The sequence below is a fragment of the Rhodococcus sp. NPDC006774 genome (genome assembly GCF_040636045.1).
Lineage (GTDB): Bacteria > Actinomycetota > Actinomycetes > Mycobacteriales > Mycobacteriaceae > Rhodococcoides.
On sequence record NZ_JBEYIW010000024.1, the window covers coordinates 13,036 to 36,244 of the forward strand.

General features: G+C 67.7%; 28 protein-coding genes. 4 read left to right on the forward strand and 24 right to left on the reverse strand.

Going from position 1 to position 23,209, the window contains the following annotated elements; translation table 11 throughout:
• Window positions 1-500 precede the first annotated feature (500 nt).
• Genes mobC through ABZ677_RS24215 form a run of 4 tightly spaced genes read left to right on the forward strand, consistent with a single transcriptional unit; the run spans window position 501 to window position 4,030 of the window.
• Entirely contained in the window at window positions 501-929 is a 429-nt protein-coding gene (mobC, locus tag ABZ677_RS24200) for a plasmid mobilization relaxosome protein MobC (protein ID WP_358374018.1), read from the forward strand.
• Entirely contained in the window at window positions 926-2,989 is a 2,064-nt protein-coding gene (locus tag ABZ677_RS24205) for a relaxase (RefSeq protein ID WP_358374021.1), read from the forward strand. Before mobC ends, ABZ677_RS24205 begins: the two co-directional genes overlap by 4 nt.
• The gene (locus ABZ677_RS24210; protein WP_358374024.1) at window positions 2,986-3,471 is read left to right on the forward strand and encodes a hypothetical protein; all 486 of its coding nucleotides are present in this window, start codon (window positions 2,986-2,988) and stop codon (window positions 3,469-3,471) included. The genes ABZ677_RS24205 and ABZ677_RS24210 overlap by 4 nt, the downstream gene beginning before the upstream one ends.
• Before the next feature lie 22 nt (window positions 3,472-3,493).
• Window positions 3,494-4,030: a hypothetical protein gene (locus ABZ677_RS24215; protein ID WP_358374027.1), complete on the forward strand. Its 537-nt coding sequence runs from the start codon at window positions 3,494-3,496 to the stop codon at window positions 4,028-4,030.
• A gap of 116 nt (window positions 4,031-4,146) precedes the next feature.
• Here ABZ677_RS24215 and ABZ677_RS24220 read toward each other — a convergent pair whose 3' ends face one another.
• The 24 genes from ABZ677_RS24220 to ABZ677_RS24335 all read right to left on the reverse strand — a co-directional run bounded on the left by ABZ677_RS24220 (window position 4,147) and on the right by ABZ677_RS24335 (window position 23,179).
• Window positions 4,147-4,461: a hypothetical protein gene (locus ABZ677_RS24220; protein ID WP_358374030.1), complete on the reverse strand. Its 315-nt coding sequence runs from the start codon at window positions 4,459-4,461 to the stop codon at window positions 4,147-4,149.
• Window positions 4,458-5,423, reverse strand: coding sequence for a hypothetical protein (locus tag ABZ677_RS24225; RefSeq protein ID WP_358374033.1), 966 nt, complete (start codon window positions 5,421-5,423; stop codon window positions 4,458-4,460). Before ABZ677_RS24225 ends, ABZ677_RS24220 begins: the two co-directional genes overlap by 4 nt.
• The gene (locus ABZ677_RS24230) at window positions 5,420-5,929 is read right to left on the reverse strand and encodes a DUF4913 domain-containing protein (RefSeq protein WP_358374036.1); all 510 of its coding nucleotides are present in this window, start codon (window positions 5,927-5,929) and stop codon (window positions 5,420-5,422) included. The genes ABZ677_RS24225 and ABZ677_RS24230 overlap by 4 nt, the downstream gene beginning before the upstream one ends.
• Window positions 5,926-7,731 carry a TraM recognition domain-containing protein gene (locus ABZ677_RS24235; protein WP_358374039.1) on the reverse strand — a complete coding sequence of 602 codons (1,806 nt, stop codon included), beginning with the start codon at window positions 7,729-7,731 and terminating at the stop codon, window positions 5,926-5,928. The genes ABZ677_RS24230 and ABZ677_RS24235 overlap by 4 nt, the downstream gene beginning before the upstream one ends.
• 222 nt (window positions 7,732-7,953) lie before the next feature.
• Window positions 7,954-8,229: a hypothetical protein gene (locus ABZ677_RS24240; protein WP_358374041.1), complete on the reverse strand. Its 276-nt coding sequence runs from the start codon at window positions 8,227-8,229 to the stop codon at window positions 7,954-7,956.
• Window positions 8,222-8,761 carry a hypothetical protein gene (locus ABZ677_RS24245; protein WP_358374044.1) on the reverse strand — a complete coding sequence of 180 codons (540 nt, stop codon included), beginning with the start codon at window positions 8,759-8,761 and terminating at the stop codon, window positions 8,222-8,224. The genes ABZ677_RS24240 and ABZ677_RS24245 overlap by 8 nt, the downstream gene beginning before the upstream one ends.
• Complete coding sequence (locus tag ABZ677_RS24250; protein ID WP_358374047.1) at window positions 8,758-9,003, reverse strand: hypothetical protein; 246 nt, start codon at window positions 9,001-9,003, stop codon at window positions 8,758-8,760. The genes ABZ677_RS24245 and ABZ677_RS24250 overlap by 4 nt, the downstream gene beginning before the upstream one ends.
• An 84-nt stretch (window positions 9,004-9,087) precedes the next feature.
• Window positions 9,088-9,345 carry a hypothetical protein gene (locus ABZ677_RS24255; protein WP_358374049.1) on the reverse strand — a complete coding sequence of 86 codons (258 nt, stop codon included), beginning with the start codon at window positions 9,343-9,345 and terminating at the stop codon, window positions 9,088-9,090.
• 118 nt (window positions 9,346-9,463) lie between these two features.
• Entirely contained in the window at window positions 9,464-9,913 is a 450-nt protein-coding gene (locus tag ABZ677_RS24260; RefSeq protein WP_358374052.1) for a hypothetical protein, read from the reverse strand.
• A complete protein-coding gene (locus tag ABZ677_RS24265) occupies window positions 9,910-10,566 on the reverse strand; it encodes a hypothetical protein (RefSeq protein ID WP_358374055.1) in 657 nt (218 codons plus the stop codon). Before ABZ677_RS24265 ends, ABZ677_RS24260 begins: the two co-directional genes overlap by 4 nt.
• Window positions 10,567-10,626: 60 nt before the next feature.
• Window positions 10,627-11,163, reverse strand: coding sequence for a hypothetical protein (locus ABZ677_RS24270; protein WP_358374058.1), 537 nt, complete (start codon window positions 11,161-11,163; stop codon window positions 10,627-10,629).
• Window positions 11,164-11,204: 41 nt separating this feature from the next.
• Window positions 11,205-11,783, reverse strand: coding sequence for a hypothetical protein (locus ABZ677_RS24275; protein WP_358374061.1), 579 nt, complete (start codon window positions 11,781-11,783; stop codon window positions 11,205-11,207).
• Window positions 11,776-12,279 (reverse strand): hypothetical protein, encoded by a 504-nt coding sequence (locus ABZ677_RS24280; protein ID WP_358374064.1) that lies wholly within the window; start codon window positions 12,277-12,279, stop codon window positions 11,776-11,778. Before ABZ677_RS24280 ends, ABZ677_RS24275 begins: the two co-directional genes overlap by 8 nt.
• 14 nt (window positions 12,280-12,293) lie before the next feature.
• On the reverse strand, window positions 12,294-14,357 hold the full coding sequence (locus ABZ677_RS24285) for a transglycosylase family protein (protein WP_358374066.1): 2,064 nt from the start codon (window positions 14,355-14,357) through the stop codon (window positions 12,294-12,296).
• Window positions 14,358-14,360: 3 nt separating this feature from the next.
• Entirely contained in the window at window positions 14,361-14,663 is a 303-nt protein-coding gene (locus ABZ677_RS24290; protein ID WP_358374068.1) for a transposase, read from the reverse strand.
• Window positions 14,660-16,570: a hypothetical protein gene (locus ABZ677_RS24295; protein ID WP_358374071.1), complete on the reverse strand. Its 1,911-nt coding sequence runs from the start codon at window positions 16,568-16,570 to the stop codon at window positions 14,660-14,662. The genes ABZ677_RS24290 and ABZ677_RS24295 overlap by 4 nt, the downstream gene beginning before the upstream one ends.
• 13 nt (window positions 16,571-16,583) lie before the next feature.
• Window positions 16,584-17,780, reverse strand: a complete 1,197-nt coding sequence (locus ABZ677_RS24300; protein ID WP_358374074.1) for a hypothetical protein — start codon at window positions 17,778-17,780, stop codon at window positions 16,584-16,586.
• Between the two features lie 31 nt (window positions 17,781-17,811).
• Window positions 17,812-19,305, reverse strand: a complete 1,494-nt coding sequence (locus tag ABZ677_RS24305) for an SCO6880 family protein (RefSeq protein ID WP_358374077.1) — start codon at window positions 19,303-19,305, stop codon at window positions 17,812-17,814.
• Window positions 19,302-19,520: a hypothetical protein gene (locus ABZ677_RS24310; RefSeq protein ID WP_358374080.1), complete on the reverse strand. Its 219-nt coding sequence runs from the start codon at window positions 19,518-19,520 to the stop codon at window positions 19,302-19,304. Before ABZ677_RS24310 ends, ABZ677_RS24305 begins: the two co-directional genes overlap by 4 nt.
• A complete protein-coding gene (locus ABZ677_RS24315; protein WP_358374082.1) occupies window positions 19,517-21,106 on the reverse strand; it encodes a hypothetical protein in 1,590 nt (529 codons plus the stop codon). The genes ABZ677_RS24310 and ABZ677_RS24315 overlap by 4 nt, the downstream gene beginning before the upstream one ends.
• Window positions 21,103-21,939 (reverse strand): hypothetical protein, encoded by an 837-nt coding sequence (locus ABZ677_RS24320; RefSeq protein WP_358374085.1) that lies wholly within the window; start codon window positions 21,937-21,939, stop codon window positions 21,103-21,105. The genes ABZ677_RS24315 and ABZ677_RS24320 overlap by 4 nt, the downstream gene beginning before the upstream one ends.
• Before the next feature lie 36 nt (window positions 21,940-21,975).
• A complete protein-coding gene (locus ABZ677_RS24325) occupies window positions 21,976-22,593 on the reverse strand; it encodes a hypothetical protein (protein ID WP_358374087.1) in 618 nt (205 codons plus the stop codon).
• Window positions 22,593-22,796, reverse strand: a complete 204-nt coding sequence (locus tag ABZ677_RS24330) for a hypothetical protein (RefSeq protein WP_358374090.1) — start codon at window positions 22,794-22,796, stop codon at window positions 22,593-22,595. Before ABZ677_RS24330 ends, ABZ677_RS24325 begins: the two co-directional genes overlap by 1 nt.
• 83 nt (window positions 22,797-22,879) lie before the next feature.
• Window positions 22,880-23,179, reverse strand: coding sequence for a hypothetical protein (locus ABZ677_RS24335; RefSeq protein ID WP_358374093.1), 300 nt, complete (start codon window positions 23,177-23,179; stop codon window positions 22,880-22,882).
• Between the last annotated feature and the right edge of the window lie 30 nt (window positions 23,180-23,209).

Consider the following 23,209-nt stretch of genomic DNA (forward strand, 5'->3'; position numbering starts at 1 on the left):
GAGCTGCCTTTTCCCGGTCGCCTTCTTTCGCGCCCCAGCGCATGTCGTCCCTGTTGACGCTTACTCGCGGTCCCGTTCTCTTATAACGGCCAGCCGGGAGGCACGTCGTTCCCGTCCGCGAATCCCCCGCTGTCCTAAGCCGACGTTTCTGAGCGCTTTGCTCGGCGTCGGCCGCGCCGTGATGCGCACCCGGCAGGCCGTGCTGTGCGTGGCCCGAAGGGCGAACGGAATCGCCCGGAGGGCGATGCAGTTTTGTTGTCGCGCCGAAGGCGCGCGGGATTCCGCTCGGAACCCGCTGACGCGGCTACTCGCGGAGCAAGCTGTCATTTAGGTGCCCTAAATGCTTGAAAACCGTACCTGGTCGCGGTACGGTTGGCCATCAACGGTGTTGGTGGCAGTCCCCACGGGGTGGGTTCGCTGCGCTGGGCCGGACGAGAGTTCCCGCGCTGGGCAGCGGGGTTCGCGCAACGGTGGGCGGCGATGACGGAAGGGGCGTGGTGATGACCGAGGCGGGTGGGGATGGGCGGCCGTCGCGGTCGATTATGCGTCGTCGTCGGGCGAATGTGCCTGGTGGGCGGGATGGCCGTTTTGTGGTGAAGGTCAGCGCTGATGAGGCGGCGTTATTGCGGGCGCGGGCGCAGGTGGCGAATGTGTCGGTGCAGCGGTTGATGGTGTCGCGGGCGTTGTCGGAGCAGCAGGGTCCGTCGGTGGATTATGAGACGCGGCGTGCAGCGTTCACGCAGGCGTGTGAGATGCAGAATCTGATTGCGGCGTTGGGTACCAACATGAATCAGATCGCCCGCCAGGCGAACTCCGAGCAGCGCATTCCGGCTGACTTTGAACCCACCATGGAGGCGGTGCGGCGTGCGCTGAGCCGGGTGATGGGGGCGTTCGAAGCAGCGTTTGGGTTTGAGGGTAAACGCGAGTGATTCCGAACATCAGCAACGGCGGGAAGATGACGGGTCTGGTCATGTATTTGGCCGGTCCGGGGCGGGCTAATGAGCACGCCCACCCGCATGTGGTTGCGGCCAGTAGCGGCCCGGTGAGCATCGCTGGTGGCGCGGGAATGGTGATGACACGCGAGCAGGCGGCGGCGGTGGCCGAGCATCTGGATATGCCGCGGTTGGTGTTCGGTACCGAAGTGGCCCGCCGCGATAAGGGCGCGTTGGCAGCGGCGATGGAGCGCGGTGTGAAGGGTGAGGCGGCGATCGCGCTGGCGACTCGTGATGAGAATGTGTGGCACTGCTCGCTGTCGTTGTCGCCGGAGGAAACCGACGCCTTGACTCCGGATGGTGCGACCGCACAGGGGCTATCGGATGAGCGGTGGCAGCGCATCGCTGAGGAGTTCATGGTGGGCATGGGGTTTGACTCCGAGGGTGATGCTCCGGCGCGGTGGGTGGCGATCCGTCACGGTCTGTCCAAGGCGGGCGGCGATCACATCCACATCGCTGCCTCACGCGTGCGTGATGACGGCAGTGTCGTCAAGTTGTGGTTCCCCGAACCCGGTGAGCAACGCCCCAAGGGCGACAAGTGGCGGGCCCAGAACGTGTGCGCGCGTCTGGAAGAGTCGCACGGGCTGAAAGTCACGACCGGGCGAGCACAGAACTTTCCGGCCAAGGGCACCTCCCCCGCCCAGGAGAACATCGCCGCCCGCACCGGACGGGCCGAGCCGGCGAAGACGACGCTCGCGCGCCGGGTCCGCGGCGTCGCCGCTGCGGCCGAGTCCGAAGCAGAGTTCGTACGGATGGCCCGCGCCCACGGCTTGCTGGTGCGACCGCGTTACGCGCCAGGCAGCACCGAGACCGTCGTTGGGTATTCAGTGGCGCTGCCCACCGAGGCGTACGCCACCACCGATGGGCGGCCGGTGTGGCACGGCGGCGGCAAGCTCGGCAACGATCTGTCCTTGCCGCGCCTGCGGGAGCATTGGGCCGCACCCGATGAGGGGGCACGCGCTGATGCGGTGAGCGCGTGGGCACACAGCCGCGAGAGCCTGCCCGCCGGCGGGCATTCGCCTGCGACCTCTGAGGGGCAGAGCCGGGCGTGGGCGGGTGTGACGGCCGATCAAGCCAAAGACCGGCTCCGCGCGATCGTCGCCGCTGCGGCGAAGGGAGTGACGACCGAGGATGGCTTTGTCAGCAATCTGTACACCCATCGGGAGGTGTTGATCCGGCCGCGTTTCGCCGCGGGCAGCACCGAGCAGGTGGTCGGGTATTCGGTGGCGTTGCGGCCATCAATCTATGCCGACGGCTACGGGAAGCCGGTGTGGCACGGCGGCGGGAAACTCGACAATGCTCTGTCTCTCCCGGCGCTGCGGTCGCGGTGGCTACGCACCCCTGGCACCGAGAAGGCCACGGCCTATGCGTGGGGTCGGGCGGCAGGGCTTGCGGACAAAGGCAGCGCCCCGAAAGCCGGACCGCAGTACTTCTCTGCGTACGAGGACGCGAAGAAATGGCGAGGCGCGCTCACCGGTGCTGACGCGCCGTGGACACGTGCGGCGGGCGAAGCTGCGGGGGTTGTGTCGGCGTGGGCGAGCACCGCTGAGCGCCAGCAGCCCGCGGAGTTGTCTCGAATAGCTGATGCGCTGGCGGCGACCACCGGCGAGCGCCGTCCGCCGCGCCCGCAGGGGGCGCACGCGGGAAGCATCATGCGCCGCGCGGCGGCGATGATCATCGCCGCCGGCACCGACGATCCCCGCTTCGCGTGGGTAGCGATGTTCGGGCAGGTCGCCGCGACGTGCCGGGCCATCAGTGACGCCGCCGAGGCACGCGGCGAACTCGACCGCGCCAGGGAGCTGCGGGCCGCTATCGATGCGGCCACAGGCCGCTACAGCGAGATCACAGACAGTGCCCGCGCCGACGGGCTGCGTCTGGCCCGTCCCGCCGCCACAGCCGCGGCGACACCAGCGGCCCGCACCACGTCGGCGCCTGCCGCGGTGCGCTCACCGTCACCGACCCAGACGCGCCGCGACCGAGACGACTACGGCCGGTGACGGCCACCAGCGGCGCGGCGCTCGCGCTGCCGACAGGCCGCCTGGTGCTCGATGCCGAGCGGTGTTCGATCACGGCGTGCGCAGCGGCACACGCGATTGTGGGTGCGGCATTTCTCGAAGCGGTGACCAGATTTTTGAACCAGCCGAGGCGCGGCGCACGGGATCTGACGATCCCGACTCGCGACGCGCTGCGGTCGAATCTGCCGACCCATACCGTGCTGGGGCCTGAGGACGCGATCAGCGCCGCTCGCGCGGTGCTGGTGGTCGATCCGCTGTCGCTGCCGGGGCAGCAGGTGGAATGTTTCGTCGTCGACTACTCCCCCGGGCCGGGGCGCGTCGATCGGCTCAGTGATCATCTGGTGTCGGTCCTGCTGTTTGAGCCGAACAGCCCCACTGCCCGCGCCATCGAACATGTCGCGGACCTGTACCTCATCGATGACTTGTCGGCGTTCTCCATCCACCAGTACCAGCAGAACCACTGACCCTGATAGGTGTGGGAGTGCAATGAGTGCGGTGGAGATTTTTGTTGATGAGTCGCGGCGCCGGGACTATCTGCTGTGTGCGGCCGTCGTTACCTCCGGCGACATTGCGTCAGCACGCAAGATGATGCGCGAGCTCAAGCCGAGCAACCGGGACCGGTTGCACATGAAGGATGAAACCCGCAACCGCGAGCGCATCATCACCGAGTTCGTCCGGCTGCGGCCGATCGCCGAAGCCCACATTTTCGTCGGAGCGCTGACGGGGCGCAGCTCCGATCGCGCCGTGCGCACTCGGTGTCTAGAGCCGTTGGCGCGGTTGGCCGCCGGTGCCGGCGCGACCCGCATCCTGGTCGAGTCGTGCTCCCAGGACAAACAAGACCATGCGGTACTCACGGGAGAGCTGGCCCGGATCGGGGCGCTGAGTCGGGTGCGGGTGGCCATCGATCGGCCGACCGCTCACGAGCTGCTGTGGGCGGCGGATCTGGTGGCGTGGGCGTACGGGGCCGGAGGCAGTGCCCGCGCCGCGGTGGCCCCGCTGGTCACCGTTCACGAGGTGTCGTGAGAGCCGTGCACGCCCCTGGATAGCGCAAAGGCCGGGCGACCACGCAAAACGTGCGGGCTCCCGGCCTTACTTTCCTGGCTCTTCACCAGGACACTATCCAGTTTAGCAGTGCGGCATCAGTCCGGGTCGTGACTGTGGCCCAGGTCCTCGGTGAGGGTGGCGCGGGCCAGGCCGTACTGGGTGGGTGCGGCGGTGATCGCGCCCGCGACCCGGTGGGCGTCGGAGCCGCCGATCAGGATCAGGACCTCCCCACTCGTGTAGGCGATGGGAATTATCTCGAGGCTGACATCGAGACCCCCGGCGAGCCCGCTGGTGATGACGGCGCCCATATCGGCGGCTGTCGGGAGCGGATGAGCGGCGCTGCGGCCGTGCACGATCGCCGCCGCCGGATGAGGGCGGCAGCGATCGTGGGTGGACATGGTGATGGTCACCGGCCGTGGCTGCGGTCTCGCGCAGCGCTCTTTCGTGGTGCCGGTCGCCGGGGTGCACGCGATTTGGCGGTGACGGCATCGCGGGGATGTGTGGGATGGTCGATCGCGGCCACGGCCGCGGCTTGTCCGGCGCTGGTGTCCCCGCGGTGGGCGGTGATCTGCTCGGACCTGCTCGCTGTCTTGTCGAGCCCTACCGATGCCGTCGCGGGCCGTCCGGTATCGGCGGCCAGGCGGTCCCCCGTGGCCCGCACGTCCTCGCTGTAGCCGGCATACCGGTCGCCCTGGCGTTCGATGTGACCGGCTTGGGTGAGGAGCTGCTCGACGTGCTCGCCGTCTTTGGCGGCGTCGGCCTGCTCGGCGGCGGTGCCGTCGGGGTCGTATCCGCGCTGGGCCCAGTATTCGGCGCGGGCGGTGTGGATCTGTTCGGCAGCGCCGCCGCGTGGTTGCCCTTGCAGCTCATCAATATTGAGGCCGTAGTTGGACAGTTCAGTAGCGATGTTCTCGCGGACTGAGGCCGCGGCCTCGGACAGCTCGGCCCACCGGTCAGCAGCGGCATAGACCGACAGGACTTCGGGGCCGGGTGCCTGGGTGATCCATTGCTGGTCGGTCCCGAACTCCCCGACCCGGCGCGGGTCGATGCCGTGTTCAGCGATGATCTTCTCGTGGAGCAGTTCGGTCGGTGCGGTGCGCCAGAACTCTGAATCCTCGCGCCCGGCAGCCAGTGCGGCCCGCGCGGCGGTTTGGATGCCCGCTTGCTCGGTGATGCTCTTGGCGGTGTCGCTGGCGCCACCGCCGGTGCGGTCTGTATCGCCGGTCAGGTGGCGGGCGGCGTCGCGGTCGCGGCGGGCGCGGCGACGCGCGAAGGACTCGATCAGTGCCGCCGCCGCGGCGATCGAGGCGGCCAGCGATCGTTCCATACCGCTGGTCAGTTCGCGTTCTTCGTTCTCGTGCTCTTCCATCATCGGTTCCCTTCGGAGTAGTTGCCGCTCATCAGTTCACGCAGAAAGTCGTCTGTCATCGGTTCGACGGGTAGGTAGTCGGCGGCCGGTTCGTGGCGGTCGAACTCGGCCGAGCACCCATCGAACGGGCCATCAGGATCGAGCAGGACCGCCATCTGCCGGTCGGCGTGGTCGAGCCACCAGCTCGACATGGCACTGCCCGGGTCGGTGCGCATCTGCTCATACGCCCGCCACAGCGCCTCGAACCGGCTCATCGCCTCTTTGTGGTCCCACCACTGCTTGCACCAGCGGCGGCCGGGTTTGTTGACGTTGCGGGCATAGATCAGCACCAGGTGCTGCTCCACGAAGTCGTACACCGACGCGAACTGCGGCTCCGGCGGCGGCTCTTCGTCCGGGACGGCCTGCGCCCTGCTCTGGACGCCACTGCTCAACTCAGCGTCGAGATCGTCGGCGAACTCGCCGGCCAGATCACTGTCCAGATCCGAGGTGGTCCCATTGGTGCTGCTCATCGCGATATTTCTCCTGTTCTTTTCGTTGCGCCGCCGGAAAGCGCGGTCGATGCGCCTGCCGGTGTTGTGTCGGTAGTGGTTTCGGGGTCGTAGCGGCGTAGCGACTCCCTGATGAGCTCGGCGTAGGGCTTGGCCATCCACGGCACCGTTTTGATCAAGGTGGCGGGGTTGCCGGCTGAAAACACCAGCGCCCGGCCGCGGGGGAAGGCTTGCAGGTCGGCGACGGTGAAGATCCGTTCGCGGGTGATGTGGCGCGAGACGGAATCGCTGCCCTTCGAGCGCGACACGGTCGCGGTCTGGCGGTCATAATCCCCCACCAGTTTGGACAGGAACTCTAGGAAGTTCTCTTCAGAGACGTTGCCGCCGTACACCTTCACGTTCGCCGCACTCCACAACTGGTTCATGCCCTTCTCGCCCCAGACCTCCACACCCTGGGACCAGCCCTGCAACACGGTCATGATGTTGATGCCGCGCGAGCCGTAGTGGCTGTAGAGCGCCGGAAGACGTCGCCACCGCACGACGTTGGCCGCTTCATCAAGCGCACACAGCATCGGCGTCGGTAGCCGCCCGCCCGGTGAGGCGGTCGCGATGTCCTCGGCGGCCTCACAGGTCGCCACCGTCAGCGCAGCGATCAGCGGGCCGGCCGACCCGACACCTTCGCGGGAGAGGCAGTACAATGTTTCCCCTTCGCGCACCAGCTGGTGCAGGTCCAGGTGCGGGCGCACATCGCCGTGGCCGGTGGTGATCCACGCAGCGATCTGCCGAGACCGCAAGCAGTGGACCATCTTCAACGCCGTACCGAAGATGCCGTCCTGCTGTTTGGGAGCCAACGACAGGCGCGCCTCCAGGGTGGCGGCGATCAGGTCGTAGCGGTGCTGGTGCAGGATCCGAACTGCCTCGGCGCACCGGTCGCGGCGCGTCAGACGCTCGTAGACGGTGGTGATCGGTTCGCCCGCCAGCGCGGAGGCCAGCAGCAGGTTCGCGACCAGATCCTGGCCCTCGGGGTCGAAGTACGGGTCTTTCTTCGCGGCCGCCCCATCGTCGCCGTCGGCGAACTGCTCGGCCAACGATTGCGCTTTGTCCTCGGTGGTCACATACGACAGCGGGTTCCAATAGAACACCGGCTCAGAGTTGGCCACCCGCTGCGGGTCGAACACCCACACCGCGCGGCCCATCTGCTCACGGACATACCGGGTGTGATCGAGATTGCCTCGCTTGTTCTCCGTGGCCAGCACGGCACCGGGCGCTTCGCAGATCGCGGGAATGACCTGGGAGGTGGACTTGCCCTGGCGCGGACCCCAGATGGCGATGAACATGTCCTCAAACGACCCGAGCAGCTCCGTGCGGCCGGTCAGGGTGGCCCCGATCGGCACCCCGGGACTGCAATACGGGCAGTCCTTCTGATCAGGCATCACCACGCCCAGTGATCGTGCCTTCGCGGTCACCGCCGAACGGGTCAGGGAGGCAATGTCTTTGCCCCGGCCCATATGCGCGGCCGCGGAATCGACCCGCAGGCGCTGCCCCCGCCGGCGAGACCACCACACCGCCACCAGCGTGGCCACGGCAACAACTGCCACTAGCATCACCACCGCCCAGACGGTCGCGGCCGTGGTCCATACGATCTGCCCGCGGGCGAGCTGCCCAGCGGCGGTGATCGGGTTGCCCGGCACCTGCTGCCCACCGGCCAACTGCAATGCCGCCCATCCCCCACCCACGATCACCGCCAGGACGCCCAGGCCACCGAAGATCAGTGGCGCCTCCGACGATTTCGGGTCCCGGATCTGACCTGGAGTCGTAGGCATCTCACGCCCCCCAGATTCGGTGACCGGCGGGCCGGGCTGCCACTGGTGATGGGGATGTGCTACGCCGCAGCGGACCCACGTGGATCACGCTGCGCCGCAGGGCACGCCGCCGCGTTGTGGCTAGCAGCAACCAGTCCTCAGGTGTGGTCATGGTGTCTGTCTCCTTCTGGTTGTCGTCTGAAATACTGTGGAAGCCTTTGGTGTAGAGGCACTGTCGGAGCTTTAGCCGCAACGCTGTCCGCATCCGCCCTGTCCGAGCCGCAACATTCGAATCCCCCAGATCACGAAGCCGACCGGTGGGGCTAGATAGGCCGTGCTGATCAGCAGTGCCGGGTCGTTGAACCGCACATACAGCGGCAGTACTGCCGCCACCGCCAGCACTGCGGACGACACACTCAGTTTTACGCAGCTCGCGATGGTGAAGGTCAACACCTCTGCGGTGTCGCGCCAGGTCCATCGGTACCGTTCGATCCCGATGCGGTCGTTGTCGTTACTCATGTGAAGTGTTCCTATCGTTGTGACCAAGAAGTGGTGTCGCAGAAACACTCTGCGTCTCAGGATCTTCGGCCGAGGGCGTGCCGCCCGATGCGGCGAGGAGGTCTCCCACACCGCGAGTGAGGGTCGGAGCGATCCATCGCCTGCTGACGAGCAGGACGGCATCGGTGACAAGACCAACCACGGCCATCGCGGCCAGGACGTGGACCGCATGCACTGCCCGCGGTGTTGCGGGGCCGCTGCGATCAACGGTCGGCCGACACATGCCGAGCTCGTCGGTCCCTACACAGATCGTGGGCCGGTCAGGGCCGCCGATCATCTCGGTACCCAGCATCATGAAGATCACGGCGGTGATAGCTGCGCTAACGGTGAGGATCCCGAGCGCGATCAGCGCGGCCAGCGGCCACAGGGCCTGGGGGCGTCGGCGGCACATCCCCATCGCCGCCTCACCCAGCATCCACACTGCCGGCCCCCACGTCGCCATGACGGCTATCCACGCGCAGCCGGTCAGGATGAACGCGCTATTGGCGCTCACGTGTGCCCACCTGATGTCGTGTCCTGGTAAGGTCCGGCCGCTAACGCTTGATGCAGGTAGCGGGTGGCGTGATCGCGCTGGGTGGCAGTGGATTCGGGCCGGAGCAGGACGTCGCTGGCTTGGGTGGCGGCGTGGTGGAAGGAGCAGCGCGCCCGGATGCTGTGTGCGGGGTGGGAGGCTGCTTCGAGGAGGGATGCGTGGGCGTCGTCGAGTAGTGCTTCGGGGTCATCGGGAATGCCCATAGTGGGTTTCCTTGGTCGTGGGGTGTGGTCGGGTGGGTGGAGCCGCTGACGCACGCCGAGGGGTGCGTCAGCGGCTCGGGGTGGTCAGGCTCCGATGCCGCCGACGAAGTACCAGCCAGCCGGGGACACGGAGTAGAAGCAGCCGGTTTTCGGGAGCATGGGTTTGCCGAATGCGGCGCGGCATTGATCCACTGATCCGTAAGGACCCATCAGCTGCCCGGGCGGCAGTGGGTTGGGTGCGCCGGCCGAGGCAGTCCCGGTACCCGCGAGGCCTGCGAGCGTGGCGGTAGCGGCCACGGCCAGGGCGGCGGAAGCGATTTTCCTGCGAAGGGTTGTTGTCATTGCTGTGTCCTTTGTTGTGAGCGGAAATGTCAGAGTGAGCGGGTGTGAAACAGGTTGAGGAGAACCTCCTTTCGGTCACCGTTCAGCTCGCCCGGGGTGGGCGCGGGTGGTGTGGGGGTCATGTCATGACCAGGCCGTTGACGATGACCCCGGTGGTGGTGATCGAGGACACCGCCCACAGCGCGCCGAGGATCAGTGCCCACCCGGCGGCGGCCGGGATGCGCCGCCACTGAGCTGGTGGGGTGCGGAGCTGGCTGAGCAGACGGGCTGCGACGATCCCGATGGTGACCGCGGCGCCGAGCGCCGCACCGACCGTCGCGGTCCACAAGGCCCACGAGAGAACGTGGTCGATGTTCGGTGGCAGCTCGCGCACCTGCTCACCGCCGCCGGCGGTCCACTGGTAGCCGCCGAACTGGAGGTACAGCGGCACCGCTGCGGCTACGGCAGAGAGCACCAGAGCCTCGACGATGATCACCGTCCGCCCATGGCGGCCGCGCACCTGCTCCCACCGGGGCTGCCACGGCACCGGTCCACCAGCGGACTCGGCGGCCGGGTCGGAGGCAGTCATGAGGCGGCCGGGGTGAACAGGGCATCAAGGCGGATTTCGCGCCAGGTGCGGTAGCCCGGTGCCCGGCACAACGCGATCGCCGGGTTCTGCTCGGACAGTTCCACGCTGACCGCTACCCGGTGCCGCGACGCGGTTCCGGCGAGGTCCTCGGCGGTCAGGTCGTGGTGGCTGGTGTGCACGATGAGCCGCACGGTGTCCAGGCCGGCTTTTTCGCGGGCTTTGCCGGCGAGGTAGATCGCCTTATCGGCCGCCGAGCGCTCAGCCGAGAGTTCGTCGCCTGCCCGGTAGATGACGTCTTTGGAGTGGAACTCGCCGTACCACGATTCGTGATCGTCAGCGACCGCGCAGACCGCATAGGAGGAGACTTCATCGTCACCGGCGCAATACAATTCGATGACCGGTGCGTCCTGGGAGGCTGCTTCGATGTCGGCGGCTTCGGCGGCGAGGGTGTCGGCGCGGAGCTGGTCATAGTCGATATCGAGCTGTTTGCGGAGCTCGGTTTTGACCTTCGGCCACAGATTCTTCGTGGCCACCCCCACCTCCATGGCCCACGCCCGGATCTGGCGGTGATCAGCGGCGGCCTTGAGCTGCTCGGCGCCGTCGGTGACGGCGTGCTCAGCGGTGTCCCAATCCTGGGTTTGTGTCATGGTCATTCATTTCCTTCATCAGTTGTGCGGTTCTGTTTTTCTGTATTTCTGTGCTTGCGGTGGTGGTCAGCGGGCGGGCTCACCGCCCGAGGAGGTGGTGTGGGACCGGTGGTGTATCAGCGCGCACCCGGCGGCGATAGCGCCGCACACTTCCGCGCCCGCAGCGGCCGGGATGGATGGTGCTGTCATCGTGGAGACGATTGCGGTGTAGAGGAATCCGGCCGTGAAGACGCTGGCGGCGCCGACGGCGCAGGCGACGATGATCGCTGCCCGGCCGGGCCGTTCGGCCGGTGCGGGCCAGGCGCCGAAGATGAGGCGGGCGGAGAGGAAGGGGCCGGCTCCGGCTACCGCCGCGCCTACTACTGCCAGCAGTGTCATGACCGCTGGCCCGGTGAGCGCATTCGCGACGGTGGTAAACCATTCGTGGGACCTGCTCAGCGTGAGAGCGACCGCACCGTCACTGGTGCGAGCGACGTGGTCGGTGCAGCGCACCAGCACCGCGACGACGATGCCCATAGCGGCGACGGTCATCGTTCCTTCCCACGGCAGCGGTAGCGGGGAGTGGGTCTGCTCAGATCCGGCGGCGGTGGGTGCGGTGCTCATGTCCGGTGATCTCTCTTTCGGGGCGATGGTGGCGGCGGGTTTTATCCGGCGGTGACGGTGAATGCGGTTAGGCGCCATCCGTCGTCGGTGTGCGAGATGGTGGCTTCGATGCGCATTGGGGTCAGCGGTGTCGTTGTCCCGTCGGCGTGCAGGGTCTGTTGGCGGACGGTGACCAGCCGCACGGCGGTGGTGGGGGTGTCGGGGATGTGTCCGGCGTCGACGTCGGCGGTCGCGGTCACCACATCGCCGGAGCGCCGCCACGATGCCCACCGCGGATCAGGCCGCTGCGGTCCGGCGGTCTGGGTCGAGGTCGCGGCGGTGGCGAGATCCCCACCGAGCCACGGAGCGGCTCGCCGCAGTGCTGCCCCGCTACTGGGGTCGGTGACCGGCTGCCAGGTGAACATCATCGACAGCGCTTGGGCGGCGACCACATCGGGTCCGGCGGTGGCTGGGTCGGGGGCGCCGGGCAGCTCGTGGTCGTGATCGTGTCCGGCCGACGGACTCGGTTCAGGGGCGCCGGGGCTGGTGTCGCCGCCGCACCCGGTGAGAATCAGCGTCAGCGCGGCGAGAGCCGCGAGGACCGCCGCCACCGGCCGCCGCACTGCCTGTCGCTCAGACATCGCCGTCGCCTGCCGGGTCGACGGTGATGTGCAGGTGATCGAGATGATTGGCGGCCGGGCTGCCGCGGTCCTCCATCATCGCGGCCTGATACTTGCCTGCCGGGAACGGTTGGTAGTGCTGGCGCCACAGGGTGTAGCTGACCCGGTAGTCCCCCGCACGCTCGAAGACCCAGCCCGCGATCTCATCGCCCAGCTGCTGTCCGGCGGGGGTGTCCCACCCGGGGACCATCACATCCAGGGCCAGACCCCGGGCGTGCTCAGGGAGCGGATCACCCGCCCGGACGCTGCTGAACTGCAATGGCCCGAATCTGTCGGTGAGATCCTGGGCGAGCTCGACCACGGCACGGTCGCCCGCAATGATCTGCTCAGCGCTCGTCGAGACGGGTGGTTCGCTGACCGGTTCGCTGCTCGCGCAGCCACCGAGCAACACCCCGGCCGCGACCGCTGCTGAGGCAACGGCACTGGCGAGCGGTCGGCCAGTGAGGTTATGAGACATGCGGGTGTTCTCCTTTATCGGGCCGGAGCCGGGGTCGGTGCGCTCGTCGAGGAACTCGGCGCGGGTGCGGCGGCGAGCTGAGCTTCGTATGTCGGTTTGTTCGCCAGGATGATGTCGGCGTAGGGGCGGGTCTGGGTGATGTAATCGGCTCCGTCAGTGGGGAATCCGTGATTGCGCTGTACCGCGCCTTCCCCGGCGTTGTACGCGGCGAGATAGAGCGCTTCGCGGCCGCCGGGGGTGTCGTCGCTGACCGACCCGTCGGCGATCCAGCCATCGATGGTGGCCGCGATCGCGCACATGTACCGGCCCTGGGCCATCACCCCGTCACCGATGTCGTACGGGTCGACCTTGCCGTTGCCGTCGTCGTCTTTGCCGTAGGCCGGCCAGGTGCCGGGCATGAACTGCCCCGGCCCCATCGCCCCGTCAGGCGACGTCGCCTGCGGGTTGAACCCCGACTCCTGATGTCCCTGGGAGGCCAGGAACGCCGACGAAATCGGACGGCACAACGTGCCCGCCTTGCGGTACCAGGGCTCGAACTCCGGCGGCACAGTCCCGGCGGCCAGGTTGTCTTCCCCGCCGTGGGTGTCTTCGGGCTGCGTGCAGTCATCGCTACTGCTGCCTGCACTGCTGCCACCGTCGGGGGCTTTACCGAAATCAGTTCCCGGAGCCGGGAATCCGTGACCGATGGTGGTCACGTGGACATGATCGAAATGGTTTTGCGTCGGTGAGCCGCGGTCCTCCATCTGGTTGCCCTCACCATCGGCGGGGTGGTAGTGCTGGCGCCAGATGGTGTACTCGACGGCGAAGAAATCTTTGTTGTCCAGGACGTACTTGTTGATCGCGTCCCCGAGAGCTTTTCCTTCGGCGCTCTCGTAATTGGGGATCATGATGTCGGCGGCCCGGCCCGACGGGTGATCGGGATAGGAGTCGACCGGTCGCCAGCCGCCGATGGTCTGGACCTGCGGGAACTTCAGTGCGACAGCGCGGGCCAGGCGGATGGTGTCGGTCTGCCAGTGCTCCTCGGAGCCCTTGGCCGCGTCCATAGGTTTGTTGAGGTCGCCGCCTGCGGTGTCGGGGGCACCGGCGACAGGCGGTGCACGCGGCTGCGCCGGTGCGGGGGCCGCCATCTGCTTCGGCGCGCCCGGATCAGCGGCGGCGGCGAATGTGCCTGCGGGAGCGGGTTTTTTGTCGCGCACACCCGCTTGTACGGAGGTGGTGGGCCAGGCGTCCCAGCCTTGGCCGGCGAGCACGGAGTTCGCGACTTCCATTTGCTGGTCTTTGGTGGCCTTGTCGGCGGTCGGTGCGTATGTGCCGCCGCCGAACCCGTTCCAGGTCTGCTCGGTGAACTGCAAGCCGCCGTAGAACCCGTTGCCGGTGTCGATGGCCCAGTTCCCGCCGGATTCGTGTTGGGCGATCTTGTCCCAGTCCGCGACCGACACCACACCCGGCGCTGCCGGGGCTCCCCCGCCGTTCGCGGGTGGAGGGGGCTGGCCCGGTTGCACAGCGCCCGCGAGCCACGGCATCGGATCGATGGCTGAGCCGCCGAACCGGCCGCCGTCCCAGACTTCGAAGTGCAGGTGCGCCCCGCCGGGGCCGGCCGGGTCGACTTCACCGTTGTAGCCGACATTGGCGATGTGCTGGCCCGCGGTGACGGTGTCACCTTCCTTGACCAGCACGCCGTCGGGGAACATATGCCCGTACACCGTGGAGAAGACTTTCCCGCCGATGTTGTGGTCAAGGACGATCCACTGCCCGAACCCCGATGCTTCGCCCGCTTTGGCGACGGTGCCGTCTGCGGCGGCGTAGATCGGCTGATCAGGGGTCGATCCGTAGTCCTGCCCCTGATGCATCGTGCCGCCGCGCGGCCCGAACGGTGAGGTGAGCTGGTAGGTACCCGGTTTCATGGGCTGCACCTTGGAACCGGGCGACAACGTGCTGGCGCCGGGCGCCGGAGTGGGGACGGCGCAGTCCGAGCCGCTGCCGCTAAAGGCCAGCGCGATCATCATCGGGACCGCCACCACCAGCGCCACCGCGGCCATCAGCAGCTTGCCGCCGGCCCCGCCCCCCTGCTCATCCATCGGCTACTCGACCCCCGCGGTGGGTGGGCGACCTGCGGTCAGGGCGGCGTTAAGTTCGGTCAGCCGTGCGATCTGCGCCTGCGCCTGGGCGAGGCGCTGCTCAGCCAAGCTCTGGGCCGGGTCGACGCCAGCGTTGGCCATCCAGTTGCGGATCGAGTTCGGTGACACCGAAAAACGCTGCGCCACAATACGGACCGCCTGCGCCACCGAGGTCGAGTGCGGCAACAACGCCTGCACCTGCGCGACCGCCTGGGCGCGGGTGTCGTCGGTGATGGTGCGGTAACGCTGCGTGCCCACGATGCTCACCGCCCCTGTCCCTGGCCGGCTTGGGCTCCGCTGCTCCAGCGGGAGTTGGTGTTGTGCACACCCCGGCGGCTCTCGGTGGGAGTGAACGTGGTCTGAAACGGCATCCCGATCTGCTCATCGGAGGTGCCGTACTTGAGCAGGAAACAACCCAGCCCGGTGGGCTTTTGCCGGTGCCCCTGCTTGATCTTGCGGATCGTCGCCGGGCTGGGCGGCGGCGTCGAGGCCAGCGACGTCAGCCACCGCTCTTCGGTCGCGGTGAACTTGGTGACCGCCTTGAGACGGCGGATCTCATCGGGCCCGACCGGTCCGATGATCTTGGCCGGGGCGCGTTCGATGAACCCCTGTGCGTTGTTGACGTCGGCGGCCGAATCGAACGCCCCGAGGTCTTTCATGGTGTGCGTGATCATGATCAGCGCGGTACCGATGGTCCGGTTCAACCGGGTCAGGGCATTGACCCGGTCGACCATCCCGGCCCCGGCCCCCAGCACCCGCCACAGCTCGTCCATCACAATCAAAAAGTTGCGTTTGGGAGCCAGATCAGCGTCGGCGAGAGTGTGCGCGGCCTCCACCGCCCCGAACCCATCGGACCAGCACACCATCAACACCGCCGCCAGCAGCTTGCCATCGGACTCGTCGATACCCGAGACATCGACACAGATCGCCGGAGCGTCGATATCGATCGGGTGCGAGGTGTGCGCGTTAAACACCCGCCCAAAGTTGCCGTCGATCAACGAATTCAACGACTGACGCAGCTTGCGGGTGATCAGCCGGTATTGCTCGCGGTCATCGGCACCGACCTTCGGCCACAGCCGCTCGTCGCTGCCATCGATCGCGGCATACAAGTCCGACAGAATCGGCGGTCGGTCGTAGGTGAACCCGCCGCCGGCCGGGTCGTAGAGCTGGTCCAGGGCCACTCGGATCAAGGTTTCCTCGAAGTCCTCGATTGGACTGGAGCGCACCAGCTGCAACAGTCCGTGGACCATCTGCACCTGCCGGGCGCGGACCTGCTCCCCGACCCCCACGATCTTCGCCTCGAGGCCAGCGCGCCGGTCTGGGTCCCACGCCCACGGCGCCGCGACATCATCAGCGATGTCGGCCGCCGCGCGCAGGCGGCCGATGACCGCACCCAACCCGCCGGCGGCCAGCGGGTTGACCGTGCCCCCGCTGTAGGACAGGCCGATGTGCTGGCCACCGACGAACCCGGTCAGGTCGGCGTATTCGCTTTTGGTGTCGCCCATGAACAGGCAGGTGTGATTTTGGGCCATGATCCCGGTCGCCATCCGCCGCACCAGCGAGGACTTGCCGAACCCGTTGAGCGCCAACACAAAGGTGATGGGAGCGTTGATCAGACCACCGGCATCGAACCAGACAATCGGGTCGAACCCCACGTCAGCGCCGGTGATGGCATGCGACCCCAACGGGGTACCGAGCATCGGCGCCGACGCTCCGATGGAGAACGGCCAGAACCCGCCGCCCGCCTGAGTGGTGGTGGCCCGCCACTCCGGCAGCCGGGCCACGGACCGCATCCGTCCACCGCCCCGGCCGGAAAACCCCCGCCCGCCCGACATCGGGATCGGGCGGTCGAACCCGCCGACGTCGACGACCCGCTCAATCGAGGCTTTGCGCAGTCGTTGCTCGCGGCGCAGCGCCCGCCGCGCCCGCCGGCCCCGCCACCCCGGCATCTGCGCCGCGGCGTTGAGCTCACGCCAGGCACGGGCGGTGCGGATCTTGATCCCACCGATCCGCACAAACTCCACCCCGTCATCGCCGCCGTCGTCGAGGAGGTCGGCCACGTCGGTGTCGGTGAGAACGTCGGGGTCGGGGTCGTGTTCGGTGGCCGAGGTGATCCCCGGCCCGGCTTGCGCCGGTGGGGTGTCGGCGGCGGCGTGGCGGCCCAGAATGGTCACAGCACAGGTCCTTTCATCGTCGTATGAACGTTGTGCGCACGTAGCGCGAGGAGGCCGGATGCGTCAGACCGAGAGCGGCCCTGAACGCGCTGGCTTGCTGGGCGTACCAGCACCGCAGCGCCCGCCCGTCTATGTCGGGCAGGGGGTCATCGGCTCGGACCGTCACCGTCAGGAACGTGCGGACCTGGGCCACGGCCGCTCCAGCGGCCACCGCCGACCGGGCCTGGGCGGCGGCGTCGATACGCCCGCGTCGGCGGCGGATCAAGGCGGTGCGGTAGTCCTGGTCAACGATCGTCTGCGCGGGACGGTCGAAGCGGTAGAGCAGCGCCACGCGCGCCTGCTCCCACCCGCTGCGCAGGTGCGGCAGTACGTCGGGGAACTGTCCGACCCCGCGGGCCACCGATTCACAGGTGATCGAGCGGTGAGCGTTGTGCACCAGGTGATCCCACGTGAGCTGGGACTCGTGGGCCAGCCCCGGGCAGTCCTCGCCTCGCGCGTGCGGCGGTACCCGATAGGCGTCGTCGAGGATGGCCGTGTGCTGTTCTGCGGTCAGGGCTGTGAGCTCCAGCCCGGCGTGCGCGGCACCAGCGATGATCGTCGGCAGGCGGCGGCCGATCTCCCTGGCCTGTGTCTGCCGGTTCCCCCCGGTCGCGCCGCCGCGTGGGGCGAAGGCGTAGGTCACCCGAACCGGATCAGTACAGGAGGACGAGCCGTCGGGCTCGATGACGACGCTCGCGTGCGATGCCCCGCACATCACGCCCGCATGCGCCAGCTCGTCGCAGTGCTGCCGGGTCAGCCACCGCGTGCCCGGTCGCGCCCCGGGCAGGCGCACGCTTAGAGCGACCGTGGGACGGCCTCCCCCGGTGGTGATTACCCCGTAGGGCGCGCCGTCGCGCCGCTCACAGTCAGTGGCCAGGAACCAGCCACTATCGACCGAGCCTCGCTCGCGCCACGACCAGTACCGCAGCTCGGCCCATTCCCACAGCGTCCGGCCATGGACCGGAATGAGAATCACCCCGGCCAGCACCGCGGCCGCGATCACGGTGATCACCACCGCGAGAAGAAGCGGGCACAGCATGAACGAGATCAGCGCGGCGTAGACGACGGCGAACAGTGCGCCGGTCTGGGCGAAGGTCAGGCCACGGTCGAGACCGGATCGCTGCGGCCGGTGCACGATCGGGGTCGTCGGCCCGTCGGTATGGATGGTCATCACACGCCTCCTAAGGCAGTCGATGCGGTGCTCACGCGGACAGTTTCGAGCTGGTGGAGGCGTATTCGGGCAGGATGATCCCGATCCCTAGGGCGCCGGCGAATGCGGCGTCTTGGTAGCCGTAGCAGCGGCGAAGGCCGATGTGAGCGCCGTCGGCCATGCCTTCGATTTCCGCGCGGATCGACGGCAGGTCTTCGCCCGGTGCGACGGTGGCGGTCACGAGCATCCCGAACCGGGTCAGCCCGGCGCCGGTGGCTTGTTCGCGGCGGGCGGCGTTGGTGTTCTCCACACGCACCGTCGCCGCCGCGGAGACGACACCCTTTTTGGACTGTTCGGCGGCGAGGGCCTCGCGGTAATCGGAGTCGACGAGCTTGACCGCTTCGGCGGTGTTGTGGACCCGGTAGATGATGGCGACCCGCTTGCGGCGGACGTCCGCACGCGGAATCAACAACGGCCGCAGCACATGAGCTGGGACCTGCCCCGCCGGAGCGGACGCCATCTCCCAGGTAATCGACCGGTATCCGTTGTGCACCAGATGGTCCCACTTGTTCTCGGCAGTCACCGGCCCGGCACCATCCCAGTGCAACTGATCTTCTGAGCCGGTGCCGGAGATCGCTTCGAGGTCCTCGGTCAGCTGTGGGTTGTAGGCGCGGGTGGGACCTACGCACCACTCCCCCGCACTCATCGGGGTGGCTTCCACTCCGGCCTGGGCGGCCGCGCCCATCAGGGTGGACATTCGCCGCCCTATCTCAGCGGCCTGATCAGCGACCTCTTTGCCCGCTGCTTCGCGCAACCTGCCGAACGTCAACGTGAGGCGGACCTCTGACCGGACGATCGCCGCCGACGAGGACAGTGCGGTTTCGGCCATCACTTGCCGGGCGTAGGCGGGTGCGTCGGGGTGGGTGATCCGCTTGACTTCCGCGGAGATGCGGGTGCGGTTGTCGGGGACCGATTCGATGACCACGGCTGCGCCGACCGCCCCGCGAGCACTGCCGAGTTGGGCCAGGAAGTCGCCCCAGCCGCGGACCCAGTCGTTGATCTGCCACTGATCGACACGCTCTTGACCGCGTGGCTGGATCGAAAAGGAGACGGCGAAATGGTTTTTGGCCCGCAGGTGCACCAGCCCGAACCGTTCTCCATTGCGGAGTTCGTATTCGTAGAGGCGGGTGTCTCCGGCGATGCCGGGCATCCGCCCGATGCCGGGGACGGTCCCGAACGCTCCGCCGCGAAAGAGGGTTTCCCCCCGCCACTTGGACCATTGGAACTGGGTACGCAAGATCATCAACTCCCACCCTGTGCGGCCACCGAAGGTGATGACCATCGGACCGACCAGCAGCGCTGAGACGGCTAAGAGAATCCCGGTGGCTGGTAGCGACCGGGTGAACCAGAACACCCCGATATTGAGAATGACGAGGATTCCAGCGAAAACGGTGACACCCCAGGTCATTCCGTACAGGCCGGTGGTGCGGGGTTTTTCCCACCGCCCGTAGAGGATCAGGGCATTGTCGTGGCCGCTCTCGCTCATCGCTGCCCGCCGTCCTGCTCGTCGCGGCGCTGGCGCGCTGAGATGATCAGGGCAACGGCTCCGGCGGCCATGGCCGCGCCGTAGATCACCAGCACCCACAGCGGTGGCAGTGGTGCGAACGCGGCCACCAGCATCAACGCGCTACCGATCGCCAGGGCTGCGGCGACCGGAGGTAGCCCTAGCCGGGTCGTACCGCACGTACGGACACTGCTCATCGGGGTTCTCCACTCATCGCGGGGGCGTCATCGTTGAAAAAGTCTTCGGCTGCTTGCGACATCTGCATCGAGGACGAGACGTTGTTCATCGCCTCCGACACCGTCGACCCGCCGCCACCGGACCCGCCGCTGCCCGAGGACGATCCCGCGCCGCTGGTCTGCGCGCTGCCCGACCCCGAGGCCGGGGACGCCTCCGCGCCGCCACCCGAAGACGCCGGTGGTGGTGGGGTACTGCGCCCACCTGAACTGGGGCCGCCGCCGGGACCGCCACTGCCGCCGCTGTTACCGCCGCCCCCGCCGCCTCCGCCGCCGGAATCGCCGCCGCCGCGCATCACACCGCCGCCCGCGCCGCCTCCACCGCCGCCGGGCATACCGCCTCCGGCTCCGGCTTGCCCGGCGGTCGAGCCACCAGCTCCGGCTCCTGCACCTGCCCCGGCTCCCGCGCCGGCGCTGGCGCCGCCTGTTGCGGCCATGCCGCCGACGGCCGCGACGACGCCCATCGTCATCGCCGCGGCCTGCAGTCCGGAGCCACCGGACATCGCCATGCCGCCGGAGACCAGTTTGGTCATCATCGGCAGCACCGCGGCGGCGAGCGAGAGCAGTAGCACGCCGTACAAGATCTGGGTGCCGTCCTCGGAGTCGGTGCCGGCGAGCATGAACGCGACCGCATAGGTCAGCGCCGCGACTGGTTTCCACAGCAGCAGGGAGATGGTCCAGGCGATGGTCTTGGAGAAGGCCTGTTTGCCCATCTTTGTGCCCGACGCGGCGCCGATGATCGGCAGAATCGACACCACGACGATCAGCATCGATTGGCGGGCAACGAGAATGATCGCCTGCAGCACCGCACCCAAAATGCCGATGATGGCGATGACGAACATCAAACCGACGCCGAGCTGCCCGAGCATCGGGCCGACTTGGAACATATTTTTGGCCATGTTCACGGGCGTGTCTCCGGCCGCTCCGAGTTCGAGGAGTTTGGTCGAGATCCGGTCAGACCCGGCGGTCAGGCCGATCATCATCGCCCCAAACATCCACGCCCCGAACACCGCTCGCATCAGCGAATGGAACAGCTCTTCACCTTCGGACTGGAGCTGTTGTTTGCGGGCTAGCTGCAACCGGATACCGCCGGCGATGATGGAGACCACCAACCCCAGGATCTGGATCTGCAACGTCCATTCCTGGATCTTCTGCACCGGACCCCACTGCTGAGCTTTCGGGGTCGGCAACTCGATGAACCACGTCAACGACTTCTGCACCATCGTGGAAAACCCGGTCAGCAACGATTCGGTCATCGACTTGAAGCCGTCGTTGGCGGCGTCTTTGATCGTCTCGCCCGGATTGGTGACCGCACCACCGATATCGCTCGCGGCGTCGCATACCTGCCCGATCGGCACGACTGCACCGATCACGTCGCACGTATCCACCGCGTGTGCCACGGGCGTACCGGTCAGAGGTGAGTTCAGCGCAGGTAGAACCATCGTTGCCGCCAGTACTGCAAGAACGACCGCGATCAGGCGCAGGCGCCACCGCAGCAGCGGTCGGTCTCGCGCAGGTGCAGGTGCGCTGATCGCGGGGGCGGTGCTCACCATTGTGTCCACCCGGTCACGGACTCGACGGGGCTGGACCCGGTCGCCGCAGTCAGTCCGTCGGCGGGGATGCGCCATTTCCACTGGCCGCCGTCCCAGACCATCGTCATGGTGCTGACGCTGTAGTACTGCCCGGAGGGGTAGTCGGCACTGGAGATAGGCCCGACCGCCAGCGAGACCCGTGAGAATGTGTCGACATATTGTGGGTCGATCCGGATGGTCGTCGTTGCGGGCAATTGCTGTGTCCGGCCGCTGAACCCGGCAAGAGATTCCTTGGCGGAGTCAGGACCAAGGACCTGATCAGCGAGGACCTTCTGCTGCACCTGCGGGGGACCGAAGTACAGGCGGTTCACAATCTGGCTGGCGGCGATTGCCGATCCTTGCGGCGTCTGGGCGATCCCCTGAGCCAGACCGGCGGCGTCGATGGAGCTCGGGCCGTCGGAGGTGGAGAACACGGCCGCCCCACGGCCGTAGATCTGTTGCCATTGCACCCCCTCGGCGGGGGCGTTCAGGTCGGTCTCGCCGCGTCGTTTCTGTTGCGGGAGCGCCAGCCCGGCCGGGTTGTTCGGTACCCGTAGCCGTTGCCCGTACCCGTCGACGGTGTCGGGGAGATAGCCGTCTAGCCCGGTGCTCGGCGGTGGGGTGAAGGACGGGGTGGACACCGGTGGCGGCGCAGCATCGTCGCTGCCGCCGGTGGTCTGGGCGACGGCAAAGACCAGGGCGGTGATCACCACGACCGCAGCGGCGATCAGCCACCAGGGCCGCCGGTACCAGCGCTTGCGCTGCTGGTCGTCCTGCGGTGGCATAGCCGCCAGCGGTGTTCCCATCATCATGGGTGTCTCCTCGTCTCGACGTGGGTGTGCAGTGGGTCAGGGTTGCGGTAGCGGAATCATCTGCGCGGGAACCGCATCGAGCACCCGCACGGGATTGACCGGGTTGGGCGCGGCCGGGTCGGGCAGTACCCGTCGCCAGTCCCCCGGCGGTGACCACGCCATCGTCGTGGTCGTCGCCGTCAGTGATCGGTCCGGTTCGGAGGTGATGATCGAGATGACCGCGCGGGCGGGGGTGTAGTCGTCGACGAGGTAACCCAACACCCGCGGAGCCTGCCCATCGGGCACCGCCGAGGTGATGGAGATCTGGGTCCGCTCCAGAGACCAGGCGTCGCGGCCCGGTCCGGGAGCCGCCAACGCCCCGGCGATCTGCGCCCAGTCACTATCGGGTGCGACCGACATCCGGATGGTCGACGAGATCGCGGCCAGCGCCGCGCCGGGGCCGTTGTGCTGATAACCCGCTGGTGACACGGACTGCTGCCCGGTAGTCGGGCCCTGGTCCGCCTGGGCAATAGCCATGCCCGCGTACGTGACCCAGGTGAGGTTCGTCGGTGGTGCGGTCGGCGGCATATCGGCGGCCGACGACGGGGAGGCATCGTTGTCGGTACTGGTGCCGCAACCAGCGGTCAGCATCAGCATGGCCGCCAGTAGCGTCATCAGGACAGTAACGCGGTGGCGATGCCGGACGCGCCGAGGATGATGCACAGCCCGATCAACTGCGCGACGATCCCCTCGATGCCATCGGAATTGCCGCTTTTGCGGGCCTCGTAGAGCATCCCGCCCAGCCACACGATCCGCAAGATCGCGATCAGGCACGCGAACCACACCAGCCACGACGCGGCGGTCCAGAACTCGGCCAAATCCCCGACTGTGATCCCCTCGGCCACAACTCTTGTCGCGTGCATTCATCAGCCCTTCCTCTCAGCGCGTCGCGGATTCTGAGTCATCCGACAAGCGCACCGACGAGAGACCCGGCGATGGCGATGAGCACGCAGCCGACCAGGGTCCAGCCGACCTTGCCGGCCTCCTCGTTAGAGGCCGTGCCGTTCGAGCGCTGATAGCCGAACTTGGCTCCGGCGATCACCAGTGCCACGATCGCGGCGAGCATCGCGCCCCACCCTGCCCACGAGACGATCGTGAGGAACTTGTCCGACCCCGGAGGCGGCGCAGGCTTCGGCTGGTCAGGCCCCTCAGCGAGGACGATCATCAGATGGTTATTGGCCTGGGCAACAAGGGTGTTCATTTCATATCTCCTTTTTGTGGGGTGAAACAG